This is a genomic window from Cupriavidus sp. SS-3, from assembly GCF_035818815.1.
GTDB classification, from domain to species: Bacteria; Pseudomonadota; Gammaproteobacteria; order Burkholderiales; family Burkholderiaceae; genus Cupriavidus; species Cupriavidus taiwanensis_C.
In genome coordinates, this window is sequence record NZ_JAYLVT010000006.1 from 315398 (window position 1) to 328735 (window position 13338).

At 68.4% G+C, this 13338-nt stretch carries 13 protein-coding genes and 1 pseudogene; 5 read left to right on the top strand and 9 right to left on the bottom strand.

Annotated elements, in window-relative coordinates:
* Positions 1-9: 9 nt before the first annotated feature.
* Positions 10-1059: a hypothetical protein gene (locus U9J39_RS12560; RefSeq protein WP_326347186.1), complete on the bottom strand. Its 1050-nt coding sequence runs from the start codon at positions 1057-1059 to the stop codon at positions 10-12.
* Positions 1060-1297: 238 nt separating this feature from the next.
* On the opposite strand from U9J39_RS12560, the gene U9J39_RS12565 reads away from it, so the two are divergent.
* The 4 genes from U9J39_RS12565 to alaC all read left to right on the top strand — a co-directional run bounded on the left by U9J39_RS12565 (position 1298) and on the right by alaC (position 4735).
* Positions 1298-2005, top strand: coding sequence for a PadR family transcriptional regulator (locus U9J39_RS12565; RefSeq protein ID WP_326347187.1), 708 nt, complete (start codon positions 1298-1300; stop codon positions 2003-2005).
* A gap of 78 nt (positions 2006-2083) precedes the next feature.
* Positions 2084-2911 (top strand): siderophore-interacting protein, encoded by an 828-nt coding sequence (locus tag U9J39_RS12570; RefSeq protein ID WP_326347188.1) that lies wholly within the window; start codon positions 2084-2086, stop codon positions 2909-2911.
* A 79-nt stretch (positions 2912-2990) separates the two neighbouring features.
* On the top strand, positions 2991-3383 hold the full coding sequence (locus U9J39_RS12575; RefSeq protein WP_115683057.1) for a hypothetical protein: 393 nt from the start codon (positions 2991-2993) through the stop codon (positions 3381-3383).
* 122 nt (positions 3384-3505) lie between these two features.
* Positions 3506-4735 (top strand): alanine transaminase, encoded by a 1230-nt coding sequence (gene alaC, locus U9J39_RS12580; protein WP_115713365.1) that lies wholly within the window; start codon positions 3506-3508, stop codon positions 4733-4735.
* A gap of 13 nt (positions 4736-4748) precedes the next feature.
* On the opposite strand, the gene U9J39_RS12585 is transcribed toward alaC, so the two are convergent.
* From U9J39_RS12585 to U9J39_RS12610, 6 genes are all read right to left on the bottom strand, one after another.
* A complete protein-coding gene (locus tag U9J39_RS12585) occupies positions 4749-5414 on the bottom strand; it encodes a Crp/Fnr family transcriptional regulator (RefSeq protein ID WP_326347189.1) in 666 nt (221 codons plus the stop codon).
* Positions 5415-5428: 14 nt separating this feature from the next.
* Positions 5429-6556: an enoyl-CoA hydratase/isomerase family protein gene (locus U9J39_RS12590; protein ID WP_326347190.1), complete on the bottom strand. Its 1128-nt coding sequence runs from the start codon at positions 6554-6556 to the stop codon at positions 5429-5431.
* A gap of 9 nt (positions 6557-6565) precedes the next feature.
* A complete protein-coding gene (locus tag U9J39_RS12595) occupies positions 6566-7336 on the bottom strand; it encodes an enoyl-CoA hydratase (protein ID WP_326347191.1) in 771 nt (256 codons plus the stop codon).
* Positions 7333-8238 carry a 3-hydroxyisobutyrate dehydrogenase gene (gene mmsB / locus U9J39_RS12600; protein ID WP_115713361.1) on the bottom strand — a complete coding sequence of 302 codons (906 nt, stop codon included), beginning with the start codon at positions 8236-8238 and terminating at the stop codon, positions 7333-7335. Before mmsB ends, U9J39_RS12595 begins: the two co-directional genes overlap by 4 nt.
* A gap of 266 nt (positions 8239-8504) precedes the next feature.
* Positions 8505-10028 (bottom strand): CoA-acylating methylmalonate-semialdehyde dehydrogenase, encoded by a 1524-nt coding sequence (locus tag U9J39_RS12605; protein ID WP_115683051.1) that lies wholly within the window; start codon positions 10026-10028, stop codon positions 8505-8507.
* Between the two features lie 51 nt (positions 10029-10079).
* Positions 10080-11213, bottom strand: a complete 1134-nt coding sequence (locus tag U9J39_RS12610; RefSeq protein WP_326347192.1) for an acyl-CoA dehydrogenase family protein — start codon at positions 11211-11213, stop codon at positions 10080-10082.
* A gap of 151 nt (positions 11214-11364) precedes the next feature.
* Between U9J39_RS12610 and U9J39_RS12615 the strand changes: the two genes are divergently transcribed.
* Positions 11365-12378: an AraC family transcriptional regulator gene (locus U9J39_RS12615; RefSeq protein ID WP_116314346.1), complete on the top strand. Its 1014-nt coding sequence runs from the start codon at positions 11365-11367 to the stop codon at positions 12376-12378.
* Positions 12379-12386: 8 nt separating this feature from the next.
* Here the strand turns inward: U9J39_RS12615 and fghA are convergent, their stop codons facing one another.
* Positions 12387-13229 (bottom strand): S-formylglutathione hydrolase, encoded by an 843-nt coding sequence (gene fghA, locus U9J39_RS12620; protein ID WP_326347193.1) that lies wholly within the window; start codon positions 13227-13229, stop codon positions 12387-12389.
* A gap of 13 nt (positions 13230-13242) precedes the next feature.
* A pseudogene (locus U9J39_RS12625) lies at positions 13243-13338 on the bottom strand (zinc-binding dehydrogenase); the annotation flags it as partial.

The window sequence follows — 13338 nt, forward strand, 5'->3', positions numbered from 1 at the left end:
TCGCGGCGGCTAGAACCCGCTGATCCGCAAGCCGATCGAGAACAACCCATAGGTCCGGTCAAGCCGGCTTGCGGTGACCGGGTTGTACAGCATCGGCACATAGCCCATCAGGCTGTTCTGCGCCCCTTGTCCGCGCACGAACACGTCGACGTGCCGGTTGATCGTGTAAGACGCCTGCAGCAGCACGGTTTGGTTGAACTGGGCCTTGGCCGAGCCATAGGCCATGTAGCGGTTGTCCAGTTCGCGGAAGAAGTACTGGACGTGGTAGCCCGCGGTCAGGCTCCATGCGCCCAGGCCCCAGCGCCATGAGCCGCCCGCGCCGACGAATGCGCCGCTGTCATTGAAACTGCTGCCGGCGTCGACGCCGACATCGGCGGCATTGAGGCGGAAGCCGCCGCTAGAGACGGTGGCGCGCCCCATGCGGCATGGCGCCGCCAGCGTTCCAGTCGCCATGTTGTCGGCACCGACCCTGACGTTGTACAGGCAGGAGCCTTGCTTGAGCGTGCCCTGGATATCGCCGGCCCGGACCCAGCTATAGCCGCCGCTGAGGAAGCCGGTCAGCGCGTGGCCGGGCCAGGGCCGACCGGTGTAGATCAGGTCGGCCTGCACCTGCGTGTCGTTAGGATGGGCGATGCTGTAGTCGTCGAGCTTGCTGCCCGGCATTGCGCCGGATTTGCGCAGGCTGCCGGTGTAGTTGCCCCAGGCCGACAGGCGCAGCGTAAGCTTGCGGCCGGCGTCCGGCGTCGTGATCAGGCCATAGCTGGTCGACGCCAGCCAGCTGTCGATGCCGGCGGAGTCGTCGCCGTGGCTTAGGTGGCGGCGCCAGTAGCCTGCTTCGAGCGACCAGTCTGGCGACAGCTTGTAGCCGAGCCGCAGATGGCCGCCCTGGTAATGGGTGCCCATGTCGTACGCCGGTTCGGCGTAATAGCCCCGCGCCGCCGCCCCCACCGGTTCCGCGCTAAGCAGCGCATCCTCCATGGCGCCGAACGCCGCTCCCGCTGGCGCCAGCATCATGGCGCCGATGCAGGCCCCCAGCCTGCGCTGAATCCTGGCGTCCATCTTCGTCCCCCGGTTGGCCTGTTGTTGTTCACTGTCGTGCCGGCCGCTGCACCGTCTGTCGCGATGCTTGGCGTTAAATGAATGTTGGAAAGCGGCAGGACGATAGACAACCCGGGTTGGTACGCCAGCGCACGCACGGCAGTCCACGCGGCGAGTTGAGCAGGAAATCGGCCAGCCTTGACTTTAGCTCGTACGATATATATCGTAAGATATGTCTAGCGACATAAAGGAGAGCCTCATGCATCACCATCCCCCGCATCACCGCGGCTTCGGTCCCTATCCGGAGTTCCTCGGCCGGGCTCGCCATCTCATGATGCGCCTTGCCCCGCACGTAGCTCATCACGCCATGGGCCGCGGCCATGGCAGCTTCTGGGGCGGTCGCGACGATGACGCCTTCGGTCCTGGAGGTCCCGGCGGCTTCGACGAGGAAGGCTGGCGCCGCGGGCGCAAGTTCAGCGCCGACGACCTGCAGTTGCTGCTGCTGTCGTTGCTGGAGGAAAAACCCAGTCACGGCTACGAACTGATCAAGGCGCTGGAAACGCGCACCAACGGCTTCTACAAGCCCAGCCCCGGCGTGGTCTATCCCGCGTTGACGTACCTGGAAGAAGTCGGCTATGCCACCGTCGACACCGAAGGCAACAAGAAGCGCTACCAGTTGTCGGAGACCGGCAAGGCGCATCTGGCGGCCAATCGCGAGCGGGTCGACGTGATGGTGGCGCGGCTGCGCCATGTGGCGCGCAAGATGGAGTGGATGCGCCGGGCGATGCGTGGCGAGCAGCAGCCCGAGCCGGAGCAGGGCGGCTGGCTGCCCGAGCTGATGCAGGCACGCGCCGCGCTGAAGCAGGCGCTGGTGATGCGCAGTGAAGCCAATGCCGACGAGCAGCGCCGCATTGCCGCGATCATGGCGCGCGCGGCGGCAGAGATCGAAGCGGGCCCGCGGGCCTGAACCATGGCGCTGACCCTGGCATCGGCCTTCGGCAATCGTGCCCGGCAGGCGCGGGGCGCGCAGACAAGGAATTCCGATATGACGACCAACGCTACTGAACCCGCACGCAACCTGACCGTCGAGCGCGTGCGCCATCCGCTGAAGATGCGCCTGCTGCAGGTGCTGCGCACCACGCCGGTGTCGCCGCAACTGCTGCGCGTGACGCTGGGCGGCGCCGACCTGCAGGACTTTGTCTCGGCGTCGTTCGACGATCACGTCAAGGTGTTTTTCCCGGCTGCCGGCGATGACAAGCCGGTGCTGCCGCAGGTCACCGCGGACGGCATCGTGTTCCCCGAGGGCCAGCCGCGCCCGGCGGCACGCGACTATACGCCGCGCCGCTACGATGCCGCGAAGCAGGAGCTGGACCTGGAATTCGTGCTGCATGGCGATGGCCCCGCGTCGACGTGGGCGGCACAGGCGCGGCCGGGCCAGTACCTGGGCGTGGGCGGGCCGCGCGGCTCGTTCGTGGTGCCGACGGGGTTCGACTGGCACCTGCTGGTCGGTGACGATACGGCGCTGCCGGCGATTGCGCGAAGGCTGGAAGAGCTGGGCGCCGGCACCCATGCCATGGTGGTGGTGGAAGTGGGCGATGCCGCCGCGCAGATCCCGCTGCCGAGCGCCGCGAAGGCGGACGTGCACTGGCTGCATCGCGGCGATGCGCCCGAAGGCAGCCTGCTGGAAGGCGCGCTGCGCAAGCTGTCGCTGCCGCGCGGCGAGGGCTATGTGTGGGCTGCCGGCGAGGGCGCGGCGATGAAGGCCGTGCGCCAGTACCTGGTCACGGAACGCGGCATCGACAAGAGGCGCATCCGCGCGTCGGCCTACTGGAAGCGCGGGGCGTCGGCGGTCCACGAGACGCTGGACGACTGAGCAACGCGGGCGGCCCGGTGTACGCGGGCGATGTGTTGCCATAAGATGGCAGGCATCGCTACTGCCTGAGGGGACTGCCGTGCTGACTGCATCCAAACCGTTGCGCGCTGCGGGCGCCGCGGCGGCATCCATAGCGCTGCTCGCCGCCTGTGCGCCGGACGCCGTGCGCAACCGCCAGGCCACCGACTTCAATGCTTATCTCGATTCGCTGAAGACCGCGTGCCCGAACATGATCGTCGGGACGAACAATGTCAGCGAGTGGCTGCGCGCCAGCGGCAGTCGCGGCGACGACGACTACGTCTACTGGCTGGACCAGACCTCGCGCCTGTACTACCAGCGCATCTCCGCGCAGCAGTACCGCGATTCGGTCAGTGCGGCGCTGGGTGGGCGCTCCGATTCCCCCGCGCTGGACTGCATCGTGCGCCATCTGCCCGCGAACCGGCCGACCGGTCTGCCGGGCGGCAGGCTCTAGGCAATCTGCACATGGCCGTTGTGCAATCTTTGCATCCCCGCTAACATGAGTCCCCGGCAGACGAGACAAAGTTTGCCGACGTCGCTCGGACGGTTCCGGGCGCTTACGTAAAGGACTCCCTCATGACTGCCGCTTCCTCCGGCAAGCGCCGCTTTGCGCGCATCGATCGCCTCCCCCCGTACGTTTTCAATATCACCGCCGAGCTGAAGATGGCCGCCCGCCGCCGAGGCGAGGACATCATCGACATGAGCATGGGCAATCCCGATGGCGCCACGCCGGCGCATATCGTGGCCAAGCTCACCGAAGCGGCGCAGCGGCCCGACACGCACGGCTATTCGGCATCCAAGGGCATTCCCCGACTGCGCCGCGCGATCTCGCACTGGTATCGCCAGCGCTATGACGTCGACATCGATGCGGACACCGAGGCCATCGTCACCATCGGTTCCAAGGAAGGCCTCGCGCACCTGATGCTGGCCACGCTGGATCGCGGCGACACCGTGCTGGTGCCCGATCCCAGCTATCCGATCCACATCTATGGCGCGGTGATTGCCGGGGCCGATATCCGCTCGGTGCCGCTGGTGCCTGGCATCGACTTCTTTGCCGAGCTGGAGCGCGCCATCCGCGGCAGCTATCCCAAGCCCAAGATGATCGTGCTGGGATTCCCGTCCAACCCGACGGCGCAATGCGTGGAGCTGGACTTCTTCGAGCGGGTGATCGCGCTGGCGCGCAAGCACGATATCTTTGTGGTGCACGACCTGGCGTACGCGGATATCGTCTTCGATGGCTGGAAGGCACCGTCGATCATGCAGGTGCCGGGCGCCAAGGACATCGCGGTGGAGTTTTTCACGCTGTCCAAGAGCTACAACATGGCGGGGTGGCGCGTGGGCTTCATGGTCGGCAACGCGGACCTGGTGGCGGCGCTGACGCGCATCAAGAGCTATCACGACTACGGCACCTTCACGCCGCTGCAGATCGCGGCCATTGCCGCGCTCGAGGGCGACCAGCAATGCGTGAGCGAGATCGCCGCGCAATACCAGTCGCGCCGCGACGTGCTGGCGCGCGGGTTGATCGAGGCCGGCTGGCCGGTCGAGATTCCGAAGGCCTCGATGTATATCTGGGCGCGGATTCCCGAGCCGTACCGCGCGCTGGGCTCGCTGGAGTTCTCGAAGCAGTTGCTGGCCAAGGCCAAGGTATCGGTGTCGCCGGGCATCGGTTTTGGCGACTATGGCGACGAGTATGTGCGCTTTGCGCTGATCGAAAATGAATCGCGCATCCGGCAGGCGGTGCGTGGCATCAAGGCGATGTTCCGCGCGGACGGGCTGGTAAAGCCGGCGACGGCGGCACAGCCGTGATTCGGCGCGGCTTTCAGTAGCGACGCAGCGCGTCCAGGTCGAGCACATGCACGGCGCCGTGCTCGACCGCCAGCAAGCCTTCGGCCTCCAGCACCTTGAGCGCGGCATTGGCCCGCTGGCGCGAAATCCCGGCCAGCAGGCCCACTTCCTCCTGCGTCAGATGCAGCGCCGGACCCAGACCCGGGCACAGCACCGGATTGAACAGCGTCGCCAGCGCCCGCGCGACGCGGCCCTCGATGCCATGCAGCCGTTCATGCTCGACGGTGGCGATAAACAGGCCGAGCCGTTCGTTGAGCTGGTCGAGCAGGTAGCGGTTGAAGGGCAGGCTGGTCTCCTGCAGCCAGCGGAACGTGGCACCGGGCATGCAGGCGATGCGGGAATCGCGCAGCGAGACCACGTCATAGCGCAGCGCCTCGCGCTTGAGCAGCGAACCCTCGCCGAGCCAGCCGCCGGCCGGCACGCCAGTCAGCGTGGCACGCTTGCCGGACGGCGAGGCGCAATGCACCTTGACCAGGCCTTCGGCGACGCCCAGCCAGCTGTCGGCCCGGTCGCCCTTGCGGATGACATAAGCGCCTTGCGGCACCGCGCGCTCGCGCACCTCGGCGCGCACGCGGTCGCGTTGCTCCGGTGTCAGTGCCGCGGCCCAGGGGCTGCGCGCCAGCAGCGCGTCGAGGCTCACGGCAGCGCATCCGCTCAGCGGTGCAGGGCCAGCGGCTGCTCGCCCGGCGCCCACCACGGGCGGAACAGCGCCTGGACCTGGGCATCGTCGACCGCGTCATAGCTGGTGACGCGCCAGCGCGGGGCGTTGTCCTTGTCGACGATCAGCGCGCGTACACCCTCGACGAAATCGCCTTGCGCGAAGGTGTTGACCACCACCGCCAGTTCCATGCGGAAGCAGTCGGCCAGGTCCATCCTGCGCCCGCGCAGCAGCAGTTCGCGCGTGGCGCACGCGGACAGCGGCGAGCGGGTGCGCAGCACGTCGATGGTACGGGTGGCCCATGCGGTGTAGGCGGGGTCGTCCTGGCAAGCCAGGCCGGCCAGGATCTCCGGCAGCGTGGCGTGCCCCGTGAAATGCTGCAGCAGGGCCGGCAGCACTTGCAGCAGCGGTGCTTCGGCGGCGCTGGCAACGGACTCGCGCACCAGCGCACGGCGCAGGTCCGCGAGCGTGTCATGGCCCCATTCGATGCCGGCAAGGGTTTGCTCCAGCCCGGCCAGCGTGGCGCTGTCCACCGCCGCATCGGCCAGTCCGCACAGCAAGGCGTCGGCCGCGCCGATGCTCACACCGGTCAGGCCCAGGTAGAGCGCCAGCGGCAGCGGCAGCTTCGACAGGAAGTGGCTGGCCCCCACATCCGGCACCAGGCCGATGCCGGTCTCGGGCATGGCCACGCGCGAGCGCTCGGTCACCAGGCGCAGGTGCGCGGCCTGTGCCAGCCCCATGCCGCCGCCCATGACGATGCCGTCCATCAGCGCCACCAGTGGCTTGGGATAGCAGTGCAGGCGGTAGTCCAGCGTGTATTCGTCGATAAAGAAGCGCCGGTGCAGCGGCGTGCCGTCGCGGTAGCTGTCCGTCAGCGCGCGGATATCGCCTCCGGCGCAGAAGGCCTTTGGGCCCGCGCCCCGCAGCACCACCGCGCGGATGGCATCATCGTTGGCCCAGGCATCGACCTGCGCACCCAGCGCAACGATCATCGGGTACGACAAGGCATTGAGCTGGCGCGGCCGGTTCAGCGTGGCGATGCCGACGCCGTTGACCACCTGGAACAGCACCTCGGGCTCGGCCACATCCAGGTTGGCAGCCTTGGTTTCTTCGGTCAGGCGCATGGCGCGCTCCTAGGCGTTGCGCCATTGCGGCGCGCGTTTCTCGAGGAAGGCGTTGACGCCTTCGCGCTGGTCGGCATCGTCGAACAGGTCGACAAAGCGCTCGCGCTCCAGCGCCAGCGCGGCCTGGCGCGGCACCCCCTGGCGCGCCAGGTGTACCAGCCGCTTGCTGTGCGCGGCGGCACGCGGGCTGACGTTGCAGGCGCGTTCGGCCATCGCCAGCGCGGTGGCAAGGGCCTGGCCGCGTGGCACGACTTCCTCCACCAGCCCGATGCGCAGCGCGGTGGCCGCGTCGACCCGCTCGTTGGTCAGGATCATGCGCTTGGCCCAGCCTTCGCCTACCAGCCACGGCAGCGTCTGGGTGCCGCAGCCGCACGGCAGCAGCCCTACGGCGGCTTCAGGCAGCGCCATCTGTGCCTGTTCCTCGGCGATGCGGATATCGCAGGCCAGCGCGCATTCCAGCCCGCCGCCCATGGCATAGCCGTTGATCGCGGCAATCACCACCGGCCGCGCGTTCTGCAGGGCCTCGAAAGCGCTGCCGAACTGCTGCGCCATCGCGCGCGCGTGGGCGCGGTCGCCATCGGCAAAGCCGTTCAGGTCGGCGCCGGCGCTGAAGAATTTCTCGCCGGCTCCGGTGACGACCACCGCGCGGACTTCCGGGTTGCCATCGATCCTTGCCACCAGCTCGCGCAACTGTTGCAGGCCTTCGGCGGTGAACGCGTTGGCGGGCGGGCGGCTCAGCGTCAGCGTGGCGACGTGGCCGTGCAGGGCAAACTCGATCATTGCTGGCTCTCCTTGTCCGCGGCGGACTGGTACTGGCGGATCACGCCGGAAAAGTCGAGATGGCCATCGCCGGCATGGCTTACCGCCTGGTAGACCTGCTGCGCCAGCGCGCCCAGGAACAGCGGCTGCTTCACGCTGCGCGCGGCGTCATTGGCCAGGCCCAGGTCCTTGAGCATCAGGTCGGCGCCAAAGCCGCCGCTGTAGCCGCGGCCGGCCGGAGCGGTTTCGATCACGCCGGGCCATGGGTTGCAGGTATCGGAAGCCCAGCAGCGGCCGGTGGAGGTATTGACGATGCCCGCCAGCACATTGGCATCGATGCCGAGCTTGACGCCCAGCGCCATCGCCTCGGAGACGCCGATCATGGAGATGCCCAGGATCAGGTTATTGCAGATCTTGGCGACCTGGCCGGTGCCGGTGCCGCCGCAATGGACCAGGTTGCGGCCCATGCCGGCCAGCACGGGGCGCACCTGCGCGAACAGCGCCTCGCTGGCGCCGACCATGAAGGTCAGCGTGCCGGCCTGCGCGCCGACGGTGCCGCCGGACACCGGCGCATCGGCCAGCGCATTGCCGTGGGCCTGCGCCGCGGCAGCCAGTTCGCGCACGGTGGCGGGGTCGATGGTGCTGGAATCGACCAGCGGCACGCCGGGCCGCACCCCGGCCAGCACGCCGTCTTCGCCGAGGTAGGCGCTGCGCACATGCGCGGCCGCCGGCAGCATGGTGATGACGAAATCCGCCTCGGCCACGGCCTTGCGCGCCGAGTCGGCGCTGCCGGCGCCCTCGGCGCACAGCGATGCCACCGCGGCGGCGTTCAGGTCGAATACGGTCAGCGTGTGACCGGCCTTGAGCAGGTTGCGCGCCATGGGCGCGCCCATGTTGCCCAGGCCGATGAAGGCGATATGCATGGGGTGTCTCCTTGCTACGGTTGTTCGCGTCCCGCGTGTTTTCTCCCCTCTCCCGCTTGCGGGAGAGGGGCGGGGGTGAGGGCGGGGGTGTCAATGGCTACAGCGTGAGTTCGATGCCAACGGGCCTTCGCATGCGGTGGGTTTGCGCTCAGGTTGCGGTACCGCATGCGCCGGCCCTCACCCCCGGGCCCTCTCCCGCAGGCGGGAGAGGGGAGAAAACCGGCGGGAGGCGAGAATGCTGCCAGCCACTCATTACATCTCAGCGCTTACTTCAAGCTGATCGTCGTATTCACCCCATCATTCACCGTGGCGTCGTCAAACCAGCGCGCCGTCACCGTCTTGGTCTGCGTGTAGAACTGCACCACCTGCTTGCCGTACGGCCCCAGGTCGCCCAGCTTGGAGCCGCGCGAGCCCGTGAAGCTGAAGTAGGGCACCGGCACCGGGATGGGAATGTTGATGCCAACCTGGCCGACGTCGATCTCGCTCTGGAACTTGCGCGCCGCGGCGCCGCTCTGCGTGAACACACCGGTGCCGTTGCCGAACGGGTTGCGGTTGACCAGCGCGATGGCGTCGTCCAGCGTGTCGACGCCGATCACCACCAGCACCGGTCCGAAGATCTCTTCCGTGTAGATCGACATGTCGGTCTTCACGTCGGTGAAGATGGTCGGGCCGATGAAGTTGCCCTGCGGATATCCCGGGACTTCCACGCCGCGACCGTCCAGCACCAGCGTGGCGCCTTCGCGCTCGCCGGCGGCGATCAGGCCGAGGATGCGCTCCTTTGCCGCGACCGAAACCACCGGGCCGACATCGGTGCCGGGCTCGGCGCCGGCACCGACCTTTAGGGTCTTGGCGCGCGCCACCAGGTCGGGCACCCAGTCACGCGCCGCGCCCACCAGCACCACCACGGACGTGGCCATGCAGCGCTGGCCGGCCGCGCCGAAGCCGGCGCCCGCCAGCGCATTCAGGGTCTGCTCCTTGTGCGCGTCGGGCAGCACCACCGCGTGGTTCTTGGCGCCCATCATCGACTGCACGCGCTTGCCGTGCGCGCCGGCGAGGTTGTAGACGTGGGTGCCGACGGCGGTGGAGCCGACGAACGACACCGCCTTGATGTCCGGGTGGGTGCACAGCGCGTCGACCACGTCCTTGGCGCCGTGCACCACGTTCAGCACGCCCGGCGGCACGCCGGCTTCAAGCGCCAGCTTGACCAGCTCCATGGTCGACAGCGGATCCTGCTCCGACGGCTTGAGCACGAAGGTATTGCCGCAGACGATCGCCATCGGGAACATCCACAGCGGGATCATCGCCGGGAAGTTGAACGGGGTAATGCCGGCGCAGACGCCGATCGGCTGCTGCAGCGTGTAGGTATCGACGGTCGCGGCCACGTTCTCGGCAAAGCCGCCTTGCTGCAGCGTGCCGATGGAGCATGCGTGCTCGACCACCTCCAGCCCCCGGAAAATGTCGCCTTCTGCATCGGCCAGGGTCTTGCCCTGCTCGGCGGTCAGGATCGCGGCGATGCGCTTGCTGTGTTCGCGGATCAGCGCCTGGAAGCGCAGCATGACGCGCAGCCGCGCGCCGATCGGCGTGTGGCGCCACGTAGCAAAGGCGCGGTGCGCGGCGCCCACGGCTGCCGCGACTTCGCTGGCGGTGGCGAGCGGCACGCGCGCCAGCACCTGCTGCGTCGCGGGGTTGACCACGTTGCGGAATTCGGTGGCGGACGAGTCCACCCATTCGCCGTTGATCAGCAGCGGTACGGTCGGCACGGCGGTGGCGGTGTTGGGCACGGCAGTCATGGTTGTCTCCGGAGGGTGTCGTTGTGCAGGGGAAGAGGGGAGTAGAGGGGGTCAGAGGCTGCGCGCGATCAGCATGCGCTGGATCTCGCTGGTGCCTTCGTAGATCTGGGTAATGCGGGCGTCGCGGTAATGGCGCTCGACCGGATAGTCTTCAAGGTAGCCATAGCCGCCGTGGATCTGCAGCGCCTTGGAGCACACGCGCTCGGCCAGTTCCGACGCATACAGCTTGGCCTGCGAGGCTTCGGACAGGCACGGCACGCCGTCGCTGCGCATGCGTGCGGCGCGATGCACCAGCAGCCGCGCGGCATTCAGTTCGGTGGCCATGTCGGCCAGCATGTTGGCGATGGGGGGATGCTCGCGCAGGGCGCGCCCGAACTGGATGCGTTCGGAGGCGTAGCGGCACGCGGCCTCGAAGGCCGAGCGCGCGATGCCGATCGCCTGCGCGGCGATGCCGATGCGTCCGCCTTCCAGGTTGGACAGCGCAATGCGCAGGCCCTCGCCAGGCTCGCCCAGCAGCGCGTCGTGCGGGACCACGCAGTCTTCCAGCGTGATGGCGCAGGTGTCCGAGGCGCGGATGCCCAGCTTCTTTTCCGGCGCGTGCACGATAAAACCCGGCGTATCGGTGGGCACCAGGAACGCCGAGATCCCTTTCTTGCCGCGTTCCGGTTCGGTGGCGGCAAACACCACCGCCACGCCTGCGCGCTGGCCGTTGGTGACGAACTGCTTGCTGCCGTTGAGCACCCAGCCGTTGTCGGTGAAGCGGGCGCGGCTGCGCAGGTTGTGCGCCTCGGAGCCGGCCTGCGGTTCGGTCAGGCAGAATGCGCCGATCAGCTCGCCGCTGGCCAGCCGTGCCAGGTAGCGCTCTTTCTGCGCATCGGTGCCGTAGTGCAGGATCGGCCCGCACCCGACTGAGTTGTGCACGCTCATCATGGTCGCACAGGCGGCGCAGCCGGCGGCAATCTCTTCGATGGCGAGCGCATAGGCGACGTAGTCCGTATAGGTGCCGCCCCATTCTTCGGGCACGATCATGCCCAGCAATCCCAGCGCGCCCATTTCGGCGACGACCTCGTCGGGAAGGCGGCCGTCGCGGTCCCATTGCGCGGCGCCGCCGGCCAGCCGTTCGGTGGCAAAGGCGCGCGCGCTGTCGCGGATCATGGTTTGCTCTTCGGTGTAGTCGCTGTGCATGGCAGATTGGGTTGGCGTTTGGAGCCGCGCTGCAACTCAGGCAGAATGCGCGCTCGGCGTTTGACCTGCGGGCAGTGTAGGAACGCCCGGGGCCGGCTCCTATGCCAAAATCCGCCAATCTTCGTGAACTCGTTTGCCACCCGCCAGCGCCATGGAAAAAGGCAGTGTCGCCATCTGTTTCGTCCACCACGCCATTGCGGGGCTGCGCGCGCGCGGGATCGACCCGGATCCGGTGTTGCGCAGCGCCGGGATTGCGCCGGCGCTGCTGGCCGTGCCGCAGGCGCGGGTTTCGGCGGCCAGCTACAGCGAGCTGTGGCTGGCCGTGGCCGCGGCGCTGGATGACGAGTTCTTCGGCCAGGATTCGCGCAGCATGAAGTGCGGCAGTTTTGCCATGCTGTGCCATGCGGTGGCGGGCAGCCGCACGCTGGCGCAGGCACTGGAGCGCATCACGCGGTACTTCCGGCTGCTGCTCGACGATATCGGCGTGCGGCTGGAGCGCCATGGCGACGAGGCCGCGCTGGTGCTGACCGCACCGGGCGCGCACCTGGGGCGGCAGCCCGGCGTGTTTGCGCAGGAGACCATGCTGATCATGCTGCATGGCCTGATGAGCTGGCTGCTGCGGCGGCGCGTGCCGGTGCGGCTGGCAGCGTTCGCCTATGCCGAACCGCCGTACAGCGCGGAGTATCGCGTCATGTATTCGCGCCAGCTGGCATTCGCGCAGCCGGCCACGGCGCTGGTGTTCGACGCGGCGCTGCTGGACCAGCCGGTGCGCCAGGACGAGCGCAGCCTGAAGGCGTTCCTGCGCGACGCGCCGCACAACGTGGTGGTCAAGTATTCGGACCGCAGCAGCATGGGTGCGCGCGTGCGCCGGCTGCTGCGCAACCAGCGTCCGGATCAATGGCCGACCTTCGAAGACCTGGCTGTCAGCCTGAACCTGTCGGCCTCGTCATTGCGGCGCCGGCTGATGGAGGAGGGCGTGAGCTACCAGGACCTGAAGGATGCGCTGCGGCGCGACCTGGCGATCGAGGCGCTCAGCCATTCCGGTCGCCCGGTCGCCGATATCGCGGCCGAACTCGGCTTTGCCGAGCCCGGTGCGTTCCACCGGGCCTTCCGGCGCTGGACCGGGTCGCGCCCGGGGGCCTACCGCCGCGTGGCGGAAGGCTGAGTGCGGGGCTACAGCTGCGTGGCGTGGTGCCGGATGTGGTCGGCGATAAAGCTGGTGATGAAGTAGTAGCCGTGGTCGTAGCCGCTGTGCCGGCGCAGCGTCAGCGGCTGGCCCACGGCCTGGCAGGCCGCGGCGAATGCGTCCGGATGCAGCTGGCTCTGCAGGAACTGGTCGTCCAGGCCCTGGTCGACCAGGATGCCGGCCGGGAACGGCGCACCCGGCTGGCGTGCCATCAGCTCGCTCGCGTCATACTGCGCCCAGGCGGCGCGGTCGCTGCCGAGGTAGCCGGTAAAGGCCTTCTCGCCCCACGGGCAGCGCGACGGCGCGGCGATCGGCGCGAATGCCGACACCGAGCGGAAGCGCTGGGGATGGCGCTGCGCCAGCACCAGCGCACCGTGCCCGCCCATCGAATGCCCGAAGATGCCGACGCGCGCGGCATCGCCCGGCAATGCGCTGGTCACCAGTTCGAACAGTTCTTCGGCGACGTAGCTCTCCATGCGCCAGTGCTTGTGCCATGGCGCCTCGGTGGCATCGACATAGAAACCCGCCCCCACGCCGAAGTCCCAGGCATCCGCTTCGCCCGGCAGGCCCGCGCCGCGCGGGCTGGTATCCGGTGCCACCAGCATCAGGCCGTGCTCGGCGGCAAACCGCTGCGCGCCGGCCTTGATCATGAAGGTCTCTTCGGTGCAGGTCAGGCCGGCCAGGTAGAACAGCACCGGCACCCGTGCGCCGGCCTGCGCCTGCGGCGGCAGGTAGACCGAGAAGCGCATCGGCAGCCCGATCGCCACCGAGTCATGGCGATAGAAGCGCTGCACGCCGCCGTGGCAGCCATGTTGAGAGATCAGTTCCATGTCGGCGCCGTCCTCAGTACAGCACTACCGAGCGGATCGACTCGCCGCGCTTCATCAGGTCGAAGCCTTCGTTGATGCGCTCCAGCGGCAGCGTGTGCGTGATCAGGTC